We start from the raw sequence: 21,333 nt of genomic DNA, 5'->3' as shown, positions 1-21,333 counted from the left end.
GGGTAGAACGCATTGCGCTGGCCCGCATAAGCGCCAGCATATGACGCGAATGCGCAAACAACTATGAGAGACCAAGCCCTTTTCGACAAGATAGACCTCCATCTCATAAGGGTCTTGCACACCGTGCTCACTGAACGCAGCGTATCGAGGGCCGCCATCCGCCTGGGCATGCACCAGCCGGCCGTGTCCACCGCGCTCAAGCGCCTGCGGGAGCTCGCGGGCGATCCGCTGCTGGTGCGCTCGGGCAGCAGCATGGTGCCCACCGATGCCGCGCTGCGCATGGTGGAGCCGGCGGCCGACATTCTGCGCAGCGCCGAGGCGCTGTTTTCCGATGCGCGGGGGTTTGATCCGCGCACCAGCACGCGCAGCTTTCGCGTGGCGGCCAGCGATTATCTTGACCCGCTGTTTCTGCCCCGGCTGGTGGCGCGCATCAAGGCCGAGGCGCCGCTGTGCCCGATCGAGATCCTGCCGCTCTCGCCCGACGCGCACTACCACGCGCAACTGGCCGATGGCGGGGCCGACCTGGTCATCGGCAACTGGCCCGAGCCGCCGGGCGACCTGCACCTGGGCAAGCTGTTTGCCGATGAGGTGGTGTGCCTGGTCTCGCCCGAGCACCCCGCCGTGCGCCGGGGCTGGAGCCTGGACGACTGGCTCCAGGCCGAGCACATTGCCCCCACGCCCACCCACCCCGGCGCGCGCGGCGTGATCGACGCGCACCTCGACGGCCTGGGCCTCTCGCGCAACATCGTCGCCCGCTGCGCGCATTTCGGGCAGATTCCGGAGATGGTGGCGTCGAGCCTGCTGGTGCTCACCACGGGCCGCCAGTACTGCGAGCGCTTCACGGCACGCCTGCCGCTGGCCATTCTGGCGCCGCCGCTGGCGTTTCCGCCGCTGGGCTACTACCAACTCTGGCATGCGCGGACGCAGCATTCCGCCGCAGCGGCCTGGCTGCGCGAATGCGTGCGCAAGGTGGCCGAATCGCTTCCAAAAGGATAGCTGTATGCGCATATAGAATAAGCGCTGGATGCCAATCTGACTATTAAAATACAACATTTCCGAGACAACAACGCGCATGACCTCCTCCGCTTCTCCTCCGCCCGCAGGCCAGGCGCCGCCGCGCCTGCAGCTCACCGGGATCACCAAGCGCTACCCGGCGGTGGTGGCCAACAGCGGCGTGTCGCTGAGGGTGCAGCCGGGCGAAATCCATGCCGTACTCGGTGAGAACGGCGCCGGCAAATCGACGCTGATGAAAGTCATTTACGGCGCCGTGCGGCCCGACGAGGGCAGCGTGCAGTTCGACGGCCGCGCGGTGCAGGTGCGCAACCCGCAGGAAGCCCGGCAGCTGGGCATCGCCATGGTGTTCCAGCACTTCAGCCTGTTCGATACGCTGACCGTGGCCGAGAACGTCTGGCTGGGGCTGGACAAGAGCCTCACGCTGGCCGAAGTGGCGCGGCGCATCACCACCAAGGCAGCCGACTATGGTCTGGACATCGACCCCGAGCGCCCGGTGCACACGCTCAGCGTGGGGGAGATGCAGCGGGTCGAAATCATCCGCGCGCTGCTGACCGAGCCGCGCCTGCTCATTCTTGACGAACCCACCTCGGTGCTGACGCCGCAGGCGGTCGAGCGGCTGTTCGTGGTGCTGCGCAAGTTGGCGGCCGAGGGCTGCAGCATTCTCTACATCAGCCACAAACTGCACGAAATCCGCGCGTTGTGCACGGCCTGCACGGTGATGCGCGGCGGCAAGGTGACTGGGGTGTGCGACCCGCGCGAGGAATCGAACGCTTCGCTCTCGCGCCTGATGATCGGCGCCGAGCCGCCAGCGCTGGAGCACCGCGCCGTGCAATTGGGCGCCGTGGTGCTGCGCGTGGACCATCTGAGCCTGGTGCGCACCGATCCGTTTGGTGTCGATTTGATCGACCTGGAACTGCAGGTGCAGGCCGGCGAGGTGGTGGGCATCGCCGGCGTGTCGGGCAACGGCCAGAAGGAACTGCTCTACGCACTGTCGGGCGAAGACCCGCGCGCCGAACCGGCCATGGTGCAGGTGGCGGGGCACAACGCCGGCCACCTGGGGCCGCGCCAGCGCCGCGCGTTGGGCCTGCATTTCGTGCCGGAAGAGCGCTTGGGGCGGGGCGCCGTGCCCAGCATAGGCCTGGCGCACAACCTGCTGCTGACCCGCAGCGACGCCGTGCGCAAGCTCGGCTGGATCGATGTGGGCGCGCTGCGCGCCCAGGCGCAGGACATCATCACGCGCTTTGGCGTCAAGGCCGGCGGGCCGGACGCGCCGGCGCAATCGCTTTCGGGCGGCAACTTGCAAAAATTCATCGTCGGGCGCGAGATATCCGCTGGCCCCAGCCTGCTGATCGTCTCGCAACCCACCTGGGGCGTGGACGTGGGCGCGGCGCAGCAGATTCGCGGCGAAATCCTGGCGCTGCGCGATGCCGGCTGCGCGGTGCTGGTGCTGAGCGAAGAGCTCGATGAGCTGTTTGATCTGTGCGACCGGCTCTACGTCATGGCCAAGGGGCATCTGTCGCCCTCGGTCAACCGTGCCGACGCCACCGCGCCGCGCATTGGCGAGTGGATGAGCGGGCTGTGGCATGCCGATGTGCAGCAGCACCTGAAACAGACGGCGGAGGCCCACCATGCTCAAGCTTGAAGCCCGCCCTGCGGCGTCGAAATGGTGGATCTACGGATCGCCCGTGCTGGCGCTCGCCATCACCGTGCTCATTGGCGTGGCGCTGTTTGCGCTGCTGGGCAAAGACCCGCTGCGCGGGCTCGAAGTGTTCTTCTGGGAGCCGCTCAAGTCGCGCTATGCACTGGGCGAGCTGATGGTCAAGGCGACGCCGCTGCTCTTGATTGCCCTGGGCCTGGCGGTGTGCTTTCGCTCCAACGTCTGGAACATCGGCGCCGAAGGCCAGTTTGTGATGGGCGCGATTGCCGCCGGCGGCGTGGCGCTGCTGGCGGACAAGACCACCGGCCACTGGATCATGGTGGCCGTGCTGCTCGCCGGCACGCTGGGCGGCATGGCCTGGGGCGCTCTCACGGCCTTGCTGCGCGACAAGTTCAATGCCAATGAAATCCTGGTGAGCCTGATGCTGGTGTATGTGGCCATACTGCTGCTCAGCTACCTGGTGTTCGGACCGTGGAAAGACCCCTTGGGCTACAACTTTCCGCAAACGCGGGCGTTTGAAAAGGTGACGCAGATTCCGCGCCTCATGGCAGGCTCGCGCATGAACATTGGCCTGCTGATTGCGCTGGCGGGTTCGGCCGTGCTGTGGCTGTTCCTGTTCCGCTCGCGCGCCGGCTTTGCGCAGCAGGTTTCCGGTCTGGCGCCGGCTGCGGCGCGCTACGCGGGCTTTTCGTCGCGCCGTGCGCTGTGGATTGCGCTATTGGTGTCGGGTGGGTCGGCCGGCCTGGCCGGCGCGCTGGAAGTCGCGGGCCCGATTGGCCAGCTCACGCCCTATGTGCCGGCAGGCTACGGTTTTGCCGCCATCATCGTGGCCTTCGTCGGGCGGCTGCACCCGGTGGGCATGGTGCTCTCGGCCATTCTGATGAGCATGTTCTACATCGGCGGCGAGCTGGCGCAATCGCGCCTGGGTTTGCCAAAATCGTTGACCGGGGTGTTCCAGGGCCTGCTGCTGTTCACGCTGCTGGCCTGCGACACCCTGATTGCCTACCGCGTGCGCTGGGTGCGTCCAGCGGTGTCAAAGGCGGGAGGCTGACATGGAATCCTGGGCACTCTTGATTGGCTCCACGCTGAGCGCTGGCACCGTGCTGGCGATTGCCGCCCTGGGCCTGTTGATCAACGAAAAGGCCGGCATCGTCAACCTGGGCGCCGAGGGCATGATGCTGTGCGCCGCCATTGCCGGCTTTGCCACCGTGGTGCACACGGGCAATCCCTGGCTGGGCTTTGCTGCCGGCATGCTGGCGGGCGCGCTGCTGGCGGCGGTGTTTGGCTGGCTGGTGATCTGGCTGGGCACCAACCAGTACGCCACGGGCCTGGCGCTCAGTTTGTTTGGCGTGGGTTTTTCGGCATTTGCCGGCATCCACTACGTGCAGGCGCGCATGCCTGAAATCCCGAAGTTCACGCTGCCCTGGCTGCGTGATCTGCCGCTGGTGGGCCCCGCGCTGTTTCGTCAGCACCCGCTGGTCTACCTGACGGTGGCGTTTGCCGGAGTGCTGGTGTGGTTCCTCTACCGCACCCGAGCCGGCTTGATCCTGCGCTCAGTGGGCGAGTCGCCCGAATCGGCCCACGCGCTGGGCTACCCGGTGCGCCGCATCCGGCTGGCCGCGGTGATGGCGGGCGGCGCACTGTGCGGTCTGGCCGGTGCTTACATCTCCACCGTCTACACGCCGCTGTGGGTGGAAAACATGGTGGCCGGGCGCGGCTGGATCGCCCTGGCGCTCACCACCTTTGCCACCTGGCGCCCAGGGCGTGTGCTGCTCGGCGCCTATCTGTTTGGCGGCGTGACCATGCTGCAGTTCCAGCTGCAAGTCTCTGGCGTGCAGGTGCCCAGCCAGTGGCTCAGCATGCTGCCCTATCTGGCCACCATCGTGGTACTGGCCCTGATTTCGCGCAACCCGGCGTGGATTCGGGTGAACATGCCGGCGTCGCTGGGCAAGCCCTTCCACGTCAGTAGCTGAAATAGCGTGTAACACTTCATAATTGGCATTTACCGTCTTCCAAGCCTGCCAGTTTTTCAACCCATAAGGAAACCCGACATGACCGACCTGCACAAACGCACACTCCTCAAAGTGGCTGCGCTGTCCGCCGTGGCCGCTGCCGCACTCGCAGGCTGTGGCAAGAAGGAGGCGCCACCAGCCCCTGCGGCTGAACCCGCCCCCGCACCAGTGGCCGCTGCGCCAGCGCCGGCGACCGGGCCGCTGAAGATTGCGTTTGCCTATGTCGGCCCCGTGGGGGATGGTGGCTGGTCGTACGCGCACGATAACGCACGCAAGGCGATCGAAAAGGAATTTGGCGACAAGATCGTCACCACCTTTGTCGAGAGCGTGCCCGAATCGGCCGACGCCGAGCGCGTGATACGCGACTTTGTGAGCCAGGGCAACAAACTCATTTTCGGCACCACCTTTGGCTACATGGAAACCATGGTCAAGGTGGCGGCTGACAACCCCGACGTGAAGTTCGAGCATGCCACCGGCTACAAGACGGCGCCGAACCTGCGCACCTACGACAGCCGCACCTACGAAGGCGCTTACCTGGCCGGTGTGGTCGCTGGCGGCATGACCAAGACCAACACCCTGGGCGTGGTCGGCTCGGTGCCGATCCCCGAGGTGCTGCGCAATATCGACAGCTTTACGCTGGGCGCGCAAAGCGTGAATCCCAAGATCCGGACCAAGGTGGTGTGGGTCAACGAATGGTTCAGCCCGCCCAAGGAAACCGAAGCCGCCACTTCGCTCATCAACGGTGGCGCCGACATCCTGTTCCAGAACACCGATTCGCCTGCCGTCCTCAAGACCGCACAGGAAAAGGGCGTGCGCGCCTTTGGCTGGGATTCGGACATGACAGCCTACGGCCCCAAGGCCCACCTGGCCTCGGCCATCATCAACTGGGCGCCGTACTACACCAAGAGCGTGAAGGACGTTCTGGACGGCACCTGGACCACGGGCCAGGCCTGGTGGGGCGTGAAGGAAGGCGCGATTGACCTGGTGTCCATCGCCGACGACGTGCCCGCCGAGATCAAGGCCAAGGTCGACGAGGCCAAGGCCGGCCTGAAGGCAGGCACCTTCCACATCTGGAAGGGTCCGCTGGTGGACAACACCGGCAAGGAAGTCATCGCCAAGGACGCTGTCGCCGACGACAAATTCCTCACGGGCATCAACTTCTACGTCAAGGGCGTCGAGGGCAGTGTGCCCGGCGGCGACAAGAAGTAAGCCAGCGCGCTTGCACTGCGCCAGCCCCGGCCGCCTTTGGGCGGCCTTTTTCATTGATCTGGAGATTTCAGCATGTTGGTTCCGCCCCCCGTTGACGCCGCGCACCTTCCCGCCTTGTTGCAGGCCATGCCCAAGGCCGAACTGCATATTCATATCGAAGGCTCGCTGGAGCCCGAGCTGATCTTTGAACTGGCTGAGCGCAACGGCGTACGCCTGCCCTACGCCAGCGTCGAGGCCTTGCGCAGTGCCTATGCCTTCAGCGATCTGCAGAGCTTTCTCGATATTTACTACGCTGGTGCCAGCGTGCTCCTGCATGAGCAGGATTTCTACGACATGGCGCGTGCCTACCTGGCCCGGGCCGCTGGCGACAACGTGGTGCGCGCCGAGATTTTCTTTGACCCGCAGACGCACACGGCACGCGGCGTATCGATGCAGACGGTCATCCAAGGCCTGCACCGCGCCTGCGTGGATGCGCAGCGTGAATCGGGCATCAGTGCGGCGCTGATTCTCTGTTTCCTGCGCCACCTGAGCGAAGAAGAGGCTTTTGCCACGCTGGAGCAGGCGCTGCCGCTGCGAGACCAATTCATTGGCGTGGGGCTCGATTCCAGCGAACTTGGCCACCCGCCGGAAAAATTCGAGCGCGTGTTTGCGCGCTGCCGCGAGCTGGGCCTGCACCGCGTGGCGCATGCGGGGGAGGAGGGGCCACCGGCCTACATCTGGAGCGCGCTCGACGTGCTGCACGCCGAGCGCATCGACCATGGCGTCCAGGCTTTGAAAGATGAAGCCCTGGTCGCGCGTCTCGCAAGCGAACGCGTGCCGCTCACCGTGTGCCCCTTGTCCAACCAGAAACTCTGCGTGTTTCCGGATCTGGCCCGGCACAACCTGCGCCAATTGTTGGATGCCGGCCTGTGCGCCACGGTGAATTCCGACGATCCGGCCTATTTCGGCGGCTATATCAACGACAACTTCCTGCAGGTATTTGCCGCCACCGGCATGACGCCGGCCCATGCCTGGCAGTTGGCGCGCAACAGTTTCCAGGCCAGTTTCGCGCCCGAGGCGGACAAGCGGGCGTGGGAGGTGCGGCTGAAATCTGTTTTTTCGGATTTTTCAGGGCGCTGATGTGTGGGGCTTGCGGCGCGCGGCCTGCAGCCTGGCCTGCACCGCTTGTCCATAGGCTTGTCCACAGCCTGCGCACAGGCTTGTGCGGTGACGTGCCGGGCTGCGCCCGCTACCATCGGGTGCTAGCCCAGGAAATCCATGTCCGAATTCATGATGCCGGTTGACGAGGAATTCGCACCGTACGACCACCAGCTTGCGCAGTTGCGCGTGCCACCGCACTCAACCGAAGCGGAGTCCAGCGTTCTGGGCGGCTTGCTGCTTGACAACCAGGCGTGGGACCGCGTCGGCGACCTGTTGGTCGAGAGCGATTTCTACCGTTTCGAACACCGGCTGATCTACGCCGGCATTTCCAAACTGATCAACGCCAGCAAGCCCGCCGACGTGATCACGGTGTACGAGCAGTTGCAGAGCATCGGCAAGTCGGAGGAAATTGGCGGCCTGGCCTACCTCAATGCCTTGGCGCAGTACGTGCCCAGCGCCAGCAACATCCGCCGCTATGCCGAAATCGTGCGCGAGCGCGCCATTTTGCGCAAACTCGTCACCGCCAGCGACGAAATCGCCACCAATGCCTTCAATCCGCAAGGCAGACCGGTAGACAAGATCTTGGACGAAGCCGAGCAGAAGATCTTCAACATCGGCGAGGAAGGCTCGCGCATGAAGCAGGGCTTCCAGGGCATGGACACCCTGGTGGTCAACCTGCTCGACCGCGTGCAGGAGATGGCGGACAACCCCAACGACATCACCGGCGTGCCCACGGGGTTCATCGACCTCGACCGCATGACATCGGGCCTGCAGGCGGGCGACATGGTGGTGCTGGCGGCGCGCCCCTCCATGGGCAAGACGGCGCTGGCGATCAATATCGCCGAGCACGTGGCGCTCAACGAAGGCCTGCCGGTGGCGGTGTTCTCCATGGAAATGGGCGCAGCCCAGTTGGCCGTGCGCATCGTGGGTTCCATTGGCCGTATCGACCAAGGCCATCTGCGCACCGGCAAGCTGACCGACGACGAATGGCCGCGCCTGACGGAAGCCATTGAAAAGCTGCGCAACGTCTCGCTGCATATCGACGAAACCCCGGGCCTGACCCCCAGCGAGCTGCGCGCCAACGCCCGGCGCCTGGCGCGCCAGTGCGGCAAGCTGGGCCTGATCGTGGTCGACTATTTGCAGCTGATGAGCGGCTCGGCTGGTTCACAGGGCGAGAACCGCGCCACCGAGTTGGGCGAGATTTCGCGCGGGCTCAAGATGCTCGCCAAAGAACTGCAGTGCCCGGTGATCGCGCTCTCGCAGCTCAACCGCAGCGTGGAGACGCGCACCGACAAACGCCCCATGATGAGCGATCTGCGCGAATCCGGCGCCATCGAGCAGGACGCCGACATCATCATGTTCATCTACCGCGACGACTACTACAACAAGGACAGCAAGGAGCCCAACGTCGCCGAGATCATCATTGGCAAGCAGCGCAACGGCCCCACGGGCACGGTCAAGCTGTTCTTCCAGAAGTCGCAGACGCGCTTCGAGAGCCTGGCGATGGGGTCTGGCGACGATTTTTAGTCAAAATGGCTGCTAGCGCTTATTGGGTAAGCGCTAGCAGCTATCTATTGCGTAGCAGGCTACGCGTTCTTCACCATCAACAAAAAGAGCTGCCAGCGCATGTGGAACAAGCGCTGGCAGCTCTTTTAGCCCGTGACGAGCCGCGCTACAGCACGTCGCTCGCAAAGTCCGCCAGGCGCGAACGCTCGCCGCGCGCCAGCGTGATGTGGCCGCTGTGCGGCCAGCCCTTGAAGCGGTCCACGGCAAAGGTCAGGCCCGACGAACCTTCGGTCAGGTAGGGCGTGTCGATCTGCGCCAAATTGCCCATGCAAATGATCTTGGTGCCGGGGCCGGCGCGGGTGATCAAGGTCTTCATCTGCTTGGGCGTGAGGTTCTGCGCCTCGTCGATGATGACGAACTTGTTCATGAACGTGCGCCCGCGCATGAAGTTCATGCTCTTGATCTTGATGCGGCTGCGAATCAGATCGTTGGTGGCGGCGCGCCCCCATTCGCCGGCGTTGCCGCCGTCGCCCTTGGCCAGAAACTCCAGGTTGTCGTCCAGCGCGCCCATCCAGGGGCCCATCTTTTCTTCCTCGGTGCCGGGCAGGAAGCCGATGTCCTCGCCCACGCTCACCGTCGCGCGGGTCATGATGATTTCGGTGTAGCGGCGGTCGTCGAGCACCTGCGTCAGGCCCGTGGCCAGGGCCATCAGCGTCTTGCCGGTGCCTGCCGTGCCGGCCAGGGTGACGAAATCGACTTCGGGGTCCATCAGCAGGTTGACGGCAAAGTTCTGCTCGCGGTTGCGCGTGGTCACGCCCCACACGGCGTTCTTGGCGTGGCCGTAGTCCTTGAGCGTCTTGAGCACGGCGGTCTTGTCGCGGATTTCGCTCACCCGCGCGTACAGGCTGGGCTCGCCCGGCGCCTCGAAGTACACAAACTGGTTGATCATCAGCTGCGGCACGATGGGGCCGCTGATGCGGTAGAAGGTGTGCGCGCCGCTCTGCCAGCTTTCCACCGATTTTCCGTTGCGGTTCCAGAAATCGGGCGGCAGCGCCAGCATGCCGGAATACAGCAGGTCACCGTCCTCCAGTGCTTTGTCGTTCTGGTAGTCCTCGGCAGGCAGGCCGAGGGCGCGCGCCTTGACGCGCATGTTGATGTCCTTGGACACCAGCACCACCTCGCGCGCCGACTGCTGCTTGCGCAGGCCTTCGACAACGCCCAGGATCTGGTTGTCCGCCTTGCCGGGTGGCAGGCTGGCGGGCAGATCGAAGTCGAGCCCCGAGGTCTGGAAGAACAGGCAGCCGCCAGCAGCGCGCTGGCCGGTGGAATCGAGCTTGATGCCGCGGCCGATGTCCGCGCCCGGCGTGGCGACCAGCGCATCGAGCGAGCGGCTGACCTGGCGGCCGTTGCGCGCCACCTCGGTCATGCCTTTCTTGTGGGCATCGAGCTCTTCGAGCACGATCATCGGCAGGTAGATGTCGTGCTCTTCGAAGCGGAACAGGCTGGTCGGGTCGTGCAGCAGCACATTGGTGTCGAGCACGAAGAGCTTGGCCGGGCCCATGCTGCGGGCCTTGCGCTCGCGCGCCGGTTTGGGCGCCGGGGCCGCGGCAGGCGCCGTAGTGGTAGCGACGGGAGCGGCAGGCGCTGCAACAGGCGCCGGGGCCACGCCATTGTCCTGGCTGCGGCGCGTGCGTGGCCGGGCTGGCCGTGCTGCCTCTGACGGGGCGGGTGCGGCCGGTGCTACCACGGCCGCAGCGACCGGCGCCGGGGCTTCATCGGGCTCGGCGACGCGTTTGCGGCTGCGTGTTTGGGGCGCCTGCTGGTGGTCAAAGGCGTCCTGGGCGAGAAGCGCAGCGCGCCGATTGGGAGCGGGGGGCAGTGGCATGGGCAGTGGACCTGGGCAATTCAGAAAAACAAAAAGCCGCCTGGAGACCGAGGCGGCTTGAAGGGGAGGGCGGGCGTCGCGCGGTGCAGCGGCATCGGGCCATTATGCACGGCACCCAGGCCTCCCGAGGCAAGGCAGGAAGGCCAGTCAGGCCGCCTTTTTCAGTGCATTCAGGGCTTTTACCGATTTGAGCACTTCTTCCACATGGCCCGGCACCTTCAGGCCACGCCATTCTTCCGCGAGGGTGCCGTCGGCGTCGATGAGGAAGGTGCTGCGCTCAATGCCCTTGACCTTTTTGCCATACATGATCTTGTTTTTGACCACACCGAACATGTGGCACATTTTTTCTTCAGTATCGGCAATCAACTCAAAAGGCAGTTCCAGCTTTTCCTTGAACTCGTCGTGCGATTTCATGTTGTCGCGCGAAACGCCGAACACGGCAGCGCCGAGCTTGACGAAATCCTTGTATTTGTCTCGAAACTGCATGGCTTCCGTGGTGCAGCCGGGCGTGTTGTCCTTCGGGTAGAAGTACAGCACCATGACCTGGCCGTTGTGCGAAATGTTGCTTACTTTCACACCACCGGTGGCGTTGGCTTCAAATTCTGGGAGGGGTTTATTGACAACGATCGCCATATATCTTTAATCTCTCTCGGTGAGGTCGTTGAAGAACCGGGGCATGCATCTGTTCTTTTTGTCGTATAACCCCGGCAGCAACCCGTGATTTTACTCTGAAAGCCCATTCCGCGGCATCCTGAGGGGCTCTGCAGCGTCTGCCTTGAGTCTTCAGACCGATGGGGGTGGGCTGATGATGAGCGCCACGACGACGTTGCGCCCCTCGGCTGCGAGGATGTTGTAGGTGCGGCAGGCGGCGAAGCGGTCCATGGTTTCGAGCCCGATGCGCCGCGAAAACAGCGGCGCGAGCCACTTGGGCGGCACAAAGCGCGTGTGCTCGCCAGTTCCCAGCAGCATGACTTCGGCGTCCAGGGTCGCCAGATGGGCGAAATGCTCCGGCCCGAGCTGCTCAAAGCTCTGCACGTCCCAGGCCTCGCGCAAGCCTTTGGCGCCCAGGATCACGCTGGATTCGATTTTCTCGCCGGCTACCGCCACCCAACCTGGGCCGTAGCCCGAAATGCTTTGGGCGTCTATGCGTTCGGGGGAGAATTTCATGCGGTCTCGGGTGTGGGTGGCACGCCTGAGCAGGCGGTCAAGGGGCGGAGGAACTGTGGTCAAATTATAGGTTTCGCCGTCTGCCAGCACGCCCCTTGCCGCAAAAACCCTAGCTTCATCGCGCATGAAAACCATCCACAAATCCGCCAAGCTCGCCAACGTCTGCTACGACATCCGGGGCCCGATCATGGACGCGGCGCGGCAGATGGAGGAAGAGGGCCACAAGATCATCAAGCTCAACATCGGCAATCTGGCCGTGTTCGGCTTTGATTCGCCCGAGGAAATCCAGCAGGACATGATCCGCAACCTGCCCAATTCGGCAGGCTACTCGGACAGCAAGGGCATTTTTGCCGCGCGCAAGGCGGTGATGCACGAGACGCAAAAGCAGGGCATTCGCGGCGTTACCCTGGACGATATTTACCTGGGCAACGGTGCCAGCGAGCTGATCGTGATGGCGACCAACGCGCTGCTCGACAACGGCGACGAGCTGCTGCTGCCCTCGCCCGACTACCCGCTGTGGACGGCAGCAGCCAGCCTCTCGGGCGGCACGCCGGTGCACTATCTGTGCGACGAGGCCAATGGCTGGATGCCCGATCTGGCCGACATTCGCGCCCGCATCACCCCCGCTACCCGCGGCATCGTCGTCATCAACCCCAACAACCCCACAGGCGCGTTGTATTCCGACACCCTGCTGCAGGGCATCGTGGACATTGCGCGCGAACATGGCCTGGTCATTTTTGCCGATGAGGTCTACGACAAGGTGCTGTACGAGGGCGTGCACCACACGCCGATTGCTTCGCTCAGCGAAGACGTGCTCACGCTGACCTTCAATTCGCTCTCCAAAAGCTACCGCTCCTGCGGCTACCGGGCTGGCTGGGTGGTCCTTTCCGGCGACAAGAAGCCCGCCAAGGACTACATCGAGGGCCTGAACATGCTCTCGAACATGCGGCTGTGCTCCAACGTGCCGGGCCAGTGGGCCATTCAGACGGCGCTGGGCGGCCACCAGAGCATCAACGAACTGGTGGGCGAGGGCGGGCGCCTGCGCCGCCAGCGCGACCTGGCGTACGAGCTGATCACCGCCATTCCAGGGGTCAGCTGCGTCAAGCCGCAGGCTGCGCTCTACATGTTTCCCCGGCTGGACCCGGCGGTCTACCCGATCCAGAACGACCAGCAGTTCTTCCTGGAGCTGTTGCAGGAGACGCGCGTCATGCTGGTGCAGGGCACGGGTTTCAACTGGGCGTCGCCGGACCATTTCCGCATCGTGTTCCTGCCGCATGAGGACGACCTGCGCGAGGCCATTGGCCGGGTGGCGCGCTTTCTCGCCGCCGCGCGCAAGCGCTTTGGCACCGAATAACTCCTGTTTTGATAGCTGATAGCGCTTGTTGGGTATGCGCTAGAGGCCAATTTGATTGATATTTTTATGAAACCGATTCAAGTAGGGCTTCTGGGTGCAGGCACCGTGGGCAGCGGGGTGTTCAAGGTGCTTTCGCGCAACCAGGAGGAAATCCAGCGCCGTGCTGGCCGTGGCATCCAGATCACCATGGTGGCCGACCTCGACGTGGAGCGCGCTCGCAGCATCGTGGGCGACGGCGTGCAGGTGGTGAGCGACGCGCGCGCCGTGATCGCCAACCCGGACATCGACATCGTCGTCGAGCTGATCGGCGGCTACGGCATTGCCAAGGCGCTGGTGCTCGAAGCCATTGCCGCTGGCAAGCACGTGGTCACGGCCAACAAGGCGCTGCTGGCGGTGCATGGCAGCGAGATTTTTGCCGCTGCGTCCGCCAAGGGCGTGATGGTGGCGTTCGAAGCCGCCGTTGCCGGGGGTATCCCCATCATCAAGGCGCTGCGCGAGGGCCTCACGGCCAACCGCATCCAGTGGCTGGCCGGCATCATCAACGGCACGACCAACTTCATCCTCTCCGAGATGCGTGACAAGGGCCTGGACTTCGACGCCGCGCTCAAGGACGCCCAGCGCCTGGGCTACGCCGAGGCCGACCCCACCTTCGACATCGAAGGCGTGGACGCGGCGCACAAGGTCACGCTGATGTCGGCGATTGCCTTTGGCATTCCGGTGCAGTTCGACAAGGCCTACGTCGAAGGCATCACCCAGCTCGCCGCCCAGGACATCAAATACGCCGAGCAATTGGGCTACCGCATCAAGCTGCTGGGTATCAGCCGGCGCGTGGACAAGGGCATTGAGCTGCGCGTGCACCCGAGCCTGGTGCCCGCCAAGCGCCTGATCGCGAACGTCGAGGGCGCCATGAACGCGGTCGTGGTGCACGGCGACGCCGTGGGCACCACGCTGTACTACGGCAAGGGCGCGGGCAGCGAACCCACGGCCAGCGCCGTGATTGCCGACCTGGTGGACATTGCCCGCCTGCACACCGCCGACCCGCACCACCGCGTACCGCACCTGGCCTTCCAGCCGGGCACGCTGCAAGACGCCATGGGTGAGCTGCCCGTGCTGCCGATGAGCGAAGTGGTCACCAGCTACTACCTGCGCCTGCGGGTGGCCGACCAGGCGGGCGTGCTGGCCAAGGTGACCGGGCTGCTGGCCGAGGCCGGCGTCAGCATCGACGCGGTGCTGCAGCGCGAAGCCGAGGACGTGGGTGGCGAGGGTTCGACCCAGACCGACCTCATCATTCTTACGCACAACGCGCGCGAAGGCACGGTCAATGGTGTGCTTGCCCAGATGCAGGCCCTGCCCACCGTGCTCGCGCCCATCGTGCGTATCCGCAAGGAAGAGCTGAACTAACCCCTGGCCAGACGAGACCGCCATGCTGTACCTTTCCACGCGCGGCCACGCCGAACGCAAACACTTCTGCGACATCCTGCTCGAAGGCCTGGCGCCCGACGGTGGCCTGTACCTGCCCGAGCACTACCCCCAGATCGACGACGCTGCCTTGACGCGTCTGCGCAGCGTGCTGCGCGAGCAGGGCTACGCAGAACTCGCGTTCCAGATCCTCTCGCTCTACATCGACGACATCCCGGCCGCCGACCTGCACGCGCTGTGCCGCAAGACCTATACGGCAGAAGTCTTTGGCACGCCCGAGATCGTGCCGCTGCGCCCGCTCGAACCCGGCCTGTGGCTGGAGGCCCTGTCCAACGGGCCCACGCTGGCCTTCAAGGACATGGCCATGCAGCTGCTGGGCAACCTGTTCGAGTACGAGCTGGCGCGGCGTGGCGAAGAGCTGAACATCCTCGGGGCGACTTCCGGCGACACCGGCAGCGCGGCCGAATACGCCATGCGCGGCAAGCAGGGCGTGCGCGTCTTCATGACCAGCCCGCACGGCCGCATGAGTGCGTTCCAGCAGGCGCAGATGTTCAGCCTGCAGGACGAAAACATCCACAACATCGCCATCGAAGGCGTGTTCGACGACTGCCAGGACATCGTCAAGGCCGTCTCCAACGACCTGGCGTTCAAGCGCCAATACAAGATCGGCACCGTCAACTCCATCAACTGGGCACGCCTCTTGGCGCAGGTGGTGTACTACTTTGCCGGCTACCTGCAGGCGACCACGTCGAATGACCAGAAGGTCAGCTTCACGGTGCCCAGCGGCAACTTCGGCAACGTCTGCGCCGGCCATGTCGCACGCATGATGGGCCTGCCGATTGACCAACTGGTGGTGGCGACCAACGAAAACGACGTGCTCGACGAGTTTTTCCGCACTGGCGTCTACCGCGTGCGCAGCAGCGCCGACACGCACGAGACGTCCAGCCCCTCCATGGACATCAGCAAGGCCAGCAACTTCGAGCGCTTCGTGTTCGACCTGCTGGGCCGTGACGGCGCGCGCACGCAGGCGCTGTTTGGCGAGGCGCTGGCACGGGAAGGCCGTTTTGATTTGAGCGCCGACCCGCACTTTGCCGAGGCCGCGAGCCGCTACGGCTTTGTCAGTGGCAAGAGCACGCATGCCGACCGCCTGGCCACGATTCAAGACACCTTCAAGCGCTTTGGCACCACCATCGATACCCACACCGCCGACGGCGTCAAGGTGGCGCGCGAGCACCTGGGTGCTGGCGATGCGCCCATGATCGTGCTGGAGACGGCGCTGCCCATCAAGTTTGCCGAAACCATTACCGAAGCGCTGGGCCACCCGCCCGAGCGCCCGGCGCGTTTTGAGGGGATTGAGGCGCTCCCCAAGCGCGTGCAGGTGATGCCTGCCGATGTGCAGCACATCAAGACGTTCATCGCGCAGCACTGTGATTTGTAGTAAAAACAGCCTCTAGCGCTTTATTGATAAGCGCCTATAGCTATTTAATTTATAGCAATCAGGAGTTCGCATGAAGGTTGTCGGCTTTGCCGGTTTTTCGGGCTGCGGCAAGACCACGCTGGTGGAAAAGCTGATTCCAGAATTGCGCATGCAGGGTCAGCGCGTCTCGGTCGTCAAGCACGCGCACCACAGTTTCGACATCGACCACGCCGGCAAGGACACCTGGCGCCACCGGGAAGCCGGCGCGTTCGAAGTGGTGGTGGCGTCCGACCGGCGCCTGGCGCTGATGCGCGAGTTCGAGCAGCCCAGCCAACTTTCGGTGCACCAGTTGCTCGCCGAGCTGTACGACGGCGTTGATTGGGTCTTCGTCGAAGGCTTCAAGGAAAGCGACCTGCCCAAGATTGAAGTCTGGCGTGCCCCGGAGCCCGGCAGTGCGCCGCACCCGGTGCGCTACGCGAACGACGACTTTGTCATCGCCGTCGCCACCGATGCGCCCGACAAGCTCCCCGTGCCGACCGGCTTGCCGGTGTTCGACCTCAACGCCCCGGCCGAGATGGCCGCCTGGCTGCTGCGCCAGGGCGAGCGTTTCGACTACGACTGGGAACTGCACGGAGAGACCAAACCATGCGCCCACCGATGAAGCCGCTCAAACCTCTGGACGAAGCGCTGGCCGAGCTGCTGGCACACGCAGTGCCGCTGGCCGGCAGCGACACGGTGGCCACCTGGGATGCCGACGGCCGCGTGCTGCAGACGGGCGCGGTCTCGCCGCTGCACGTGCCGCCCCAGGACAACAGCGCCATGGACGGCTACGCCCTGCGCTGCGCCGATGTGCCGCAGGCTGGCGCCGAGCTGCCGGTCTCGCAGCGCATTGCGGCCGGCAGTGCGGGTGAGCCGCTCGCACTTGGTAGCGCAGCGCGCATCTTCACCGGCGCGCCCGTGCCCGCAGGGGCTGACGCCATCGTGATGCAGGAAGACTGCGTGGCGCTGGACGGCGGCGCCGTCCGCGTCAACGCCGTGCCCCGCCCCGGCCAATGGATTCGCTGCGCTGGCGAAGACATCACTCTGGGCAGCGAAGTGCTGGCCGCTGGCAAGCGCCTCACCCCGGCAGAGCTCGGCCTTGCCGCCAGCATCGGCCTGGCGCACCTGCTGGTGGCACGCCGCCCGCGCGTGGCGCTGTTTTCCACTGGCGACGAACTGGTCATGCCAGGCGAAGTGGCGCCGCGCAACATGAAACCCGGCGCCATCTACAACAGCAACCGCTTCTTTCTGCGCGCCATGCTGCTGCGCCTGGGCTGCGAGGTGAGCGACTTCGGCATCGTGCCCGACCAGCGGGACGCCACCATTGCCGCGCTGCGCAAGGCGGCCGAGGCGCACGACCTGATTTTGACCAGCGGCGGGGTTTCGGTGGGCGAGGAAGACCACATCAAGCCTGCCGTCGAGGCCCTCGGGCGCCTGGACCTGTGGCAGATCGCCATGAAACCCGGCAAACCCTTCGCCTATGGGCGCATCGGCAACGCGCACTTCATGGGCTTGCCTGGCAACCCGGTGTCTAGCTTTCTGACCTTCGCGGTGCTGGTGCGGCCGTTTTTGCTGCGCTTGCAAGGTGTGGCCGACGTCGCTCCTAAAACAATAGCTGCTCGTGCAGATTTCACCTGCGAAAAGGCCGATAAACGGCGTGAATTCTTGCGGGTGCGCCACAACGATGCCGGTGGTCTGGACCTGTTTGGGAACCAGAGCTCGGGCGTGCTCACCTCGGCCGTCTGGGGCGATGGTGTGGTGGACAACCCGGCCGGCCATACCATTGCGGTGGGCGACACGGTGCGCTTTATTTCCTTCGCGGAGCTGTTGTCATGACCATCACGGTACGCTACTTTGCCTCCATCCGCGAGGCGGCCGGCACCGCCAGCGAATCGCTGGACACCGAGGCTGGCACCATCGCCGAACTGCGCGCGGAGCTGCTGGCGCGCGGTGGCGCGCTGGCCGAGGCGCTGGCCCCTGGCCGTGCCGTGCGCATGGCACTCAACCAGCAACTCGTGCATGAGCATGCTGGCCTGGCAGAAGGCGATGAGGTGGCTTTTTTCCCGCCAGTGACGGGCGGGTAGGCGCCTGAGCGAAGCTTTGGGCGGGTGCGCCAGCGGGCCGTTCTGCGTACCACGACAGGGAAGGGAACCTGGGCCCCGCCGCGGTCCAGCCTGCGAGCAGTGGCCCTTCTCGAACCATCAATTCCCCGCACCGGGACACGACGGATGGGGAGACCCATGGGCTGCGGTCATAGCGGCCATCAATCAGCACTTCTGGGTGGTCTGCCAATTGCAGCGCCAGCGCTCCCGCCACGGCAGGTGGCCCGGAGACGACACAGATCCTGCCGTTCAATTCTGCACGGGCAGGCCCTTCAACGGCGCGCGCGAGGGCAACGCTGTCAAACGTGCGCCAATGGCCGTCCTGCAAGGCCGCCGGTCCGCGCGGAGACGTCAGCCCGTCCACTAGCAGAAGCACGACTTGCAATGCAGCGAACGTGAGGTAGACGGGGCGCATCGAAACGGCTCGCCACGCCACATGCCGGCCTGCGAGCTCCATGGCGGCCGGTACGGCAAAGAGCAGAAAAGGGGTGCCCCAATGCAATTGAAGTTCAGCCCCCGTCAAGAGCCCCATGGCGAACATGAAGACCAGCGGGCCGAACCCATAGATCAGCAGAAATACCCGGCTGGCGGCGTCTGGTTCGGGGGGCATCTTGTTCGGCAGGGCCTGGCTGCGAGGTGCTTGGCGTCGCAGGTGGAAAACCGTCAGGCCAAGGAGAATCCATGCGGGCAGCGCACGGTTCAGGAGCTGGTCGGTAAGCCAATGCGTTGATTCGATCCAGCGGCGCAGCCCCTGCAAGTGAAGCCCCAGGGACGAACTTGTCGCGTACTGGATGGGTGCGAAATCGTGGGCACGCAGCCAGAGTACGTGCGGCGCAAACACCAGCATGGACACCAATGTCGCCAGCAGCAGGCCGCGCCGCTGCGAGAGCACCCGCCAACTGCGCTGGTGCAGCCAGAAAGCAACCATGCAGGCGACCGATACCGCCATCTGGTATTTGGCCAGTGCACCCAGTCCCATGGTCAGGCCCAGTGCCACCCACCAGCGTGTCAGGCCCGTGCGGAAAGCCTGCCAGTAGGTGGCAGCACTGGCCGCCACGAACACCATCAGCACGACGTTGTGGTTGTAGTAGTACAGCCTTCCGTTGTAGAAGGTGATGCACAGCGCTGCCAGCAGTGCAATGGTGGCGTAGCGTTCATCCCGCAGGCGGCACAGCAGCCGCCACATCACAGCCATGCTGGCGAGCGTGCAGGCGGCACCGACGGCGTAGCTGGTGAGGGCATTGATTCCAAACAGCCGGACCGGAATCCAGAGCAGCCAGGTGGGCAGAGGCGGGTGCTTGTAATACCCGCCCTCCAAGGAGTGCACCCACGTGAGCTGCTCGATGTTGTCGGTCGGTGGGGACAGGCTGACGAACGACAGAAGTGCCAGCCAGACGGTCCCAAATACCAGCAGCGTCAGCGCGACGGGTGGCCAGGCGCCAGGGGCTTGCTGCCTGGGGTGTTTGTCTTTCCCGATGGCACATTCATCGACCGCGAGCGGTGTCTGCGATAGCAATAGCGATGGCGTGGGGGCGAACATGCTTGGCATGGTGCGGTGGGTCACTTTTGCGCAGTGGTGTGGCCTGGATGCTGGCAGGCATTCCTTAGCCGGAAATTAGGGTGATGTTCTGGCTGCGCATGGCTGCTTTCCGCCCCCGGCCGGCCATCGCAGATGGCTTGTCCCAAGACGGCAGAACTGGGCGGCTGGTTGAAATAACTTGTGCGGCGCATCAAAAAAACATCATGGGATGCCCGCATGCTTGCGTGAGCGACACGCAGTAGGCTTGCGGCCTGGATCGGTTTGGGATGCCGGCGGCGAAGTCCTTGCAGCAGCAGACACCACGGGAGACACCATGCGCCCCCTCGAAATCGTGCTTTTTCCGCCTTCCTGGCTGCTGCAGCGCATGTCCCTGCGGGCGCGGTTTTCTCTGTTGGCCCTGCTGGCCCTGGTGCTGTGTCCCGCTGCGGCTTTATGGGTGGCATGGCCGGGCCTTGTCGACTCGGCATTCGGGGTGCGCGCAGCGCTGGCAGCGGTGGTGTGGGGCCTGTCTGCCTACCTGTATGCGGGTTTTGCCGCCAACTTGCTCGGCGCCGTAGCGGCGCTGGGCCAGGTGGCCCGCAACAACGCGCGCGGCGATTTGTCTCAGACCGTGGTGGTGCCGGGCCGTGACGATCTGGCCCTGGCGGGGCGCCACCTTGAATCGATGAACGAGAACTTCTCGGGCCTGGTGGGGACCATCCGCAACCAGGCCTTGTACGTGTCCCAGGCGGGCGCCGGGCTCACGGCCAGCATGCAAGATCTATCCCAGCGCACCGAGGCCCAGGCCGCCAGCCTGGAGCAGGCCAGCGCCAGCATTGCCGCGCTCAGCGAATCGGTGCAAGGTACGGCGCAGCGCGCCAGCACGGTGGATGCCTTGACGCGCCGCGTGCAGAGCGAAGCCCGCGCCGGCGCCGGCGCCATGGAGGTGGCGGTCACGGCGATTGGCGAGATTGCCGCCGGCTCGCGGCGCATGGGCGAAATTGTCGGCGTGATCGACGGCATCGCCTTCCAGACCAACATCCTGGCACTGAACGCCGCCGTGGAAGCGGCGCGTGCCGGCGATACCGGGCGCGGCTTTGCCGTGGTGGCCAGCGAAGTGCGCACCCTGGCGCAGCGCAGCGCCACCTCGGCGCGCGAGATCCGTGAGCTGATTGCGCGCTCGGGCGGACAGGTCGACGCCGGCGTGGCGCGCATTGACGCGGTGAGGGGCCAACTGGAAACCGTGGTCCATGGCGTGGGCGAAGTGGCAGAAGGCCTGGGTGCCATCAGTGAAGCCAGCGGGACGCAAAGCGCGGCGCTGAGCGAAGTGGCGCAGGCCGTGCGGGAGCTCGACCAGATCACGCAGCGCAACGGCAGCATGGTGGAAGAGGCACTGCATGCGACCATGGGCTTGGCGGAGCGCTCGGCCAACCTGAGCGCCTCGGTGGCGGGCATCCGCTTGCGCCGGGGAACAGCCGACGAGGCCTATGCGCTGGTAGGCCGTGCGGCGCAGCTCGTGGAGCGTGTCGGCCTTGCGCAGGCTGCGGTGCAGTTCCACGACCAAGCAGGGCCTTACCGTGACCGCGACCAGTACATTTTCGTCTTCGACCGCCGGGGCGTGTACCAGGTGTTTGGCTCCACGCCAGCCACCGTGGGCAAGTCCGTGCACGACGTGCGCGGGCTCGATGGTGATTTTGTGTTGCGCGAGTTCTTCGCCGCCGCCGGGCGCGGTGGCGGCTGGGTGGATTACGAGGTAGTCAACCCGGTAACCGGGGTGGTGGACGAAAAAACCTCATACATCCTGCCTTTGGGGAGCGAGCGGGTGATTGGGTGTGGGGTGTTCAAGCCCAAGAGCGGGTTCAGCCTGGAGCACTGAGGCCCACGCAGGGTACT

General features: G+C 64.9%; 18 protein-coding genes. 14 read left to right on the top strand and 4 right to left on the bottom strand.

Annotation, left to right across the window (positions count from 1 at the left end; genetic code table 11):
* Positions 1-63: 63 nt before the first annotated feature.
* The 7 genes from D3F03_RS07685 to dnaB all read left to right on the top strand — a co-directional run bounded on the left by D3F03_RS07685 (position 64) and on the right by dnaB (position 8,559).
* The gene (locus D3F03_RS07685) at positions 64-996 is read left to right on the top strand and encodes a LysR family transcriptional regulator (RefSeq protein WP_119108809.1); all 933 of its coding nucleotides are present in this window, start codon (positions 64-66) and stop codon (positions 994-996) included.
* A 76-nt stretch (positions 997-1,072) separates the two neighbouring features.
* Positions 1,073-2,656: an ABC transporter ATP-binding protein gene (locus tag D3F03_RS07680; RefSeq protein WP_119108808.1), complete on the top strand. Its 1,584-nt coding sequence runs from the start codon at positions 1,073-1,075 to the stop codon at positions 2,654-2,656.
* Positions 2,643-3,722 carry an ABC transporter permease gene (locus D3F03_RS07675; protein ID WP_119108807.1) on the top strand — a complete coding sequence of 360 codons (1,080 nt, stop codon included), beginning with the start codon at positions 2,643-2,645 and terminating at the stop codon, positions 3,720-3,722. The genes D3F03_RS07680 and D3F03_RS07675 overlap by 14 nt, the downstream gene beginning before the upstream one ends.
* A gap of 1 nt (position 3,723) precedes the next feature.
* Positions 3,724-4,644 carry an ABC transporter permease gene (locus tag D3F03_RS07670; protein WP_119108806.1) on the top strand — a complete coding sequence of 307 codons (921 nt, stop codon included), beginning with the start codon at positions 3,724-3,726 and terminating at the stop codon, positions 4,642-4,644.
* A 78-nt stretch (positions 4,645-4,722) separates the two neighbouring features.
* A complete protein-coding gene (locus D3F03_RS07665; protein ID WP_119108805.1) occupies positions 4,723-5,892 on the top strand; it encodes a BMP family ABC transporter substrate-binding protein in 1,170 nt (389 codons plus the stop codon).
* Between the two features lie 72 nt (positions 5,893-5,964).
* Positions 5,965-7,011 (top strand): adenosine deaminase, encoded by a 1,047-nt coding sequence (locus D3F03_RS07660; RefSeq protein ID WP_119108804.1) that lies wholly within the window; start codon positions 5,965-5,967, stop codon positions 7,009-7,011.
* 138 nt (positions 7,012-7,149) lie between these two features.
* Positions 7,150-8,559 carry a replicative DNA helicase gene (gene dnaB, locus D3F03_RS07655; RefSeq protein ID WP_119108803.1) on the top strand — a complete coding sequence of 470 codons (1,410 nt, stop codon included), beginning with the start codon at positions 7,150-7,152 and terminating at the stop codon, positions 8,557-8,559.
* 145 nt (positions 8,560-8,704) lie between these two features.
* Here the strand turns inward: dnaB and D3F03_RS07650 are convergent, their stop codons facing one another.
* The 3 genes from D3F03_RS07650 to D3F03_RS07640 form a co-directional block, all read right to left on the bottom strand.
* On the bottom strand, positions 8,705-10,423 hold the full coding sequence (locus tag D3F03_RS07650) for a PhoH family protein (RefSeq protein WP_119108802.1): 1,719 nt from the start codon (positions 10,421-10,423) through the stop codon (positions 8,705-8,707).
* Positions 10,424-10,570: 147 nt separating this feature from the next.
* Entirely contained in the window at positions 10,571-11,056 is a 486-nt protein-coding gene (locus D3F03_RS07645) for a peroxiredoxin (protein WP_119108801.1), read from the bottom strand.
* 150 nt (positions 11,057-11,206) lie between these two features.
* On the bottom strand, positions 11,207-11,590 hold the full coding sequence (locus D3F03_RS07640) for an Mth938-like domain-containing protein (RefSeq protein ID WP_119108800.1): 384 nt from the start codon (positions 11,588-11,590) through the stop codon (positions 11,207-11,209).
* Between the two features lie 124 nt (positions 11,591-11,714).
* On the opposite strand from D3F03_RS07640, the gene D3F03_RS07635 reads away from it, so the two are divergent.
* The 6 genes from D3F03_RS07635 to moaD all read left to right on the top strand — a co-directional run bounded on the left by D3F03_RS07635 (position 11,715) and on the right by moaD (position 17,903).
* The gene (locus tag D3F03_RS07635; RefSeq protein ID WP_119108799.1) at positions 11,715-12,944 is read left to right on the top strand and encodes a pyridoxal phosphate-dependent aminotransferase; all 1,230 of its coding nucleotides are present in this window, start codon (positions 11,715-11,717) and stop codon (positions 12,942-12,944) included.
* A 66-nt stretch (positions 12,945-13,010) separates the two neighbouring features.
* Entirely contained in the window at positions 13,011-14,345 is a 1,335-nt protein-coding gene (locus tag D3F03_RS07630) for a homoserine dehydrogenase (RefSeq protein WP_119108798.1), read from the top strand.
* A gap of 22 nt (positions 14,346-14,367) precedes the next feature.
* Positions 14,368-15,801 carry a threonine synthase gene (gene thrC / locus D3F03_RS07625; protein WP_119108797.1) on the top strand — a complete coding sequence of 478 codons (1,434 nt, stop codon included), beginning with the start codon at positions 14,368-14,370 and terminating at the stop codon, positions 15,799-15,801.
* 70 nt (positions 15,802-15,871) lie between these two features.
* Positions 15,872-16,441, top strand: coding sequence for a molybdopterin-guanine dinucleotide biosynthesis protein B (gene mobB / locus D3F03_RS07620; RefSeq protein ID WP_119108796.1), 570 nt, complete (start codon positions 15,872-15,874; stop codon positions 16,439-16,441).
* Complete coding sequence (locus D3F03_RS07615) at positions 16,426-17,655, top strand: molybdopterin molybdotransferase MoeA (RefSeq protein WP_119108795.1); 1,230 nt, start codon at positions 16,426-16,428, stop codon at positions 17,653-17,655. The genes mobB and D3F03_RS07615 overlap by 16 nt, the downstream gene beginning before the upstream one ends.
* The gene (gene moaD, locus D3F03_RS07610; RefSeq protein WP_119108794.1) at positions 17,652-17,903 is read left to right on the top strand and encodes a molybdopterin converting factor subunit 1; all 252 of its coding nucleotides are present in this window, start codon (positions 17,652-17,654) and stop codon (positions 17,901-17,903) included. Before D3F03_RS07615 ends, moaD begins: the two co-directional genes overlap by 4 nt.
* Here moaD and D3F03_RS07605 read toward each other — a convergent pair.
* The gene (locus tag D3F03_RS07605; protein ID WP_147414714.1) at positions 17,821-19,470 is read right to left on the bottom strand and encodes an ArnT family glycosyltransferase; all 1,650 of its coding nucleotides are present in this window, start codon (positions 19,468-19,470) and stop codon (positions 17,821-17,823) included. The genes moaD and D3F03_RS07605 overlap by 83 nt on opposite strands.
* Before the next feature lie 304 nt (positions 19,471-19,774).
* On the opposite strand from D3F03_RS07605, the gene D3F03_RS07600 reads away from it, so the two are divergent.
* Complete coding sequence (locus tag D3F03_RS07600) at positions 19,775-21,316, top strand: methyl-accepting chemotaxis protein (protein WP_158606146.1); 1,542 nt, start codon at positions 19,775-19,777, stop codon at positions 21,314-21,316.
* The last annotated feature ends 17 nt before the right edge of the window (positions 21,317-21,333 follow it).

Source organism: Simplicispira hankyongi, from assembly GCF_003570885.1.
Taxonomy (GTDB): Bacteria; Pseudomonadota; Gammaproteobacteria; order Burkholderiales; family Burkholderiaceae_C; genus Simplicispira; species Simplicispira hankyongi.
This window is presented reverse-complemented; position numbering and strand designations above follow the sequence as displayed.